The 250-nt window shown below is 60.0% G+C and carries 1 pseudogene; it reads right to left on the minus strand.

Annotation, left to right across the window (positions count from 1 at the left end):
• Nucleotides 1-250: pseudogene (locus AAIL67_RS24830) on the minus strand (allantoinase); the annotation flags it as partial.

Raw genomic sequence — 250 nt, forward strand, 5'->3', positions numbered from 1 at the left:
GAGCCAAATCAATACGGCGGCACACCCACACGTTGTCGTGCTTCTGGATGTGGTCGAGGAAGCGCTGCAGCGCTGTAATCCGGCCGGGACGGCCCAGCAGTCGGCAGTGCATGCCGATGCTCATCATCTTGGGGGCGTTGTCGCCGCTGGCATTGCCCTCGGCGTACAGGACATCGAATGTGTCCTTCATGTACTGGAAGAACGGATCGGCATGCGAGTAACCCTGGGGCAGCGCAAAGCGCATATCGTT

The sequence above is a fragment of the Comamonas sp. A7-5 genome (assembly GCF_039581385.1).
Taxonomy (GTDB): domain Bacteria; phylum Pseudomonadota; class Gammaproteobacteria; order Burkholderiales; family Burkholderiaceae_C; genus Comamonas; species Comamonas thiooxydans.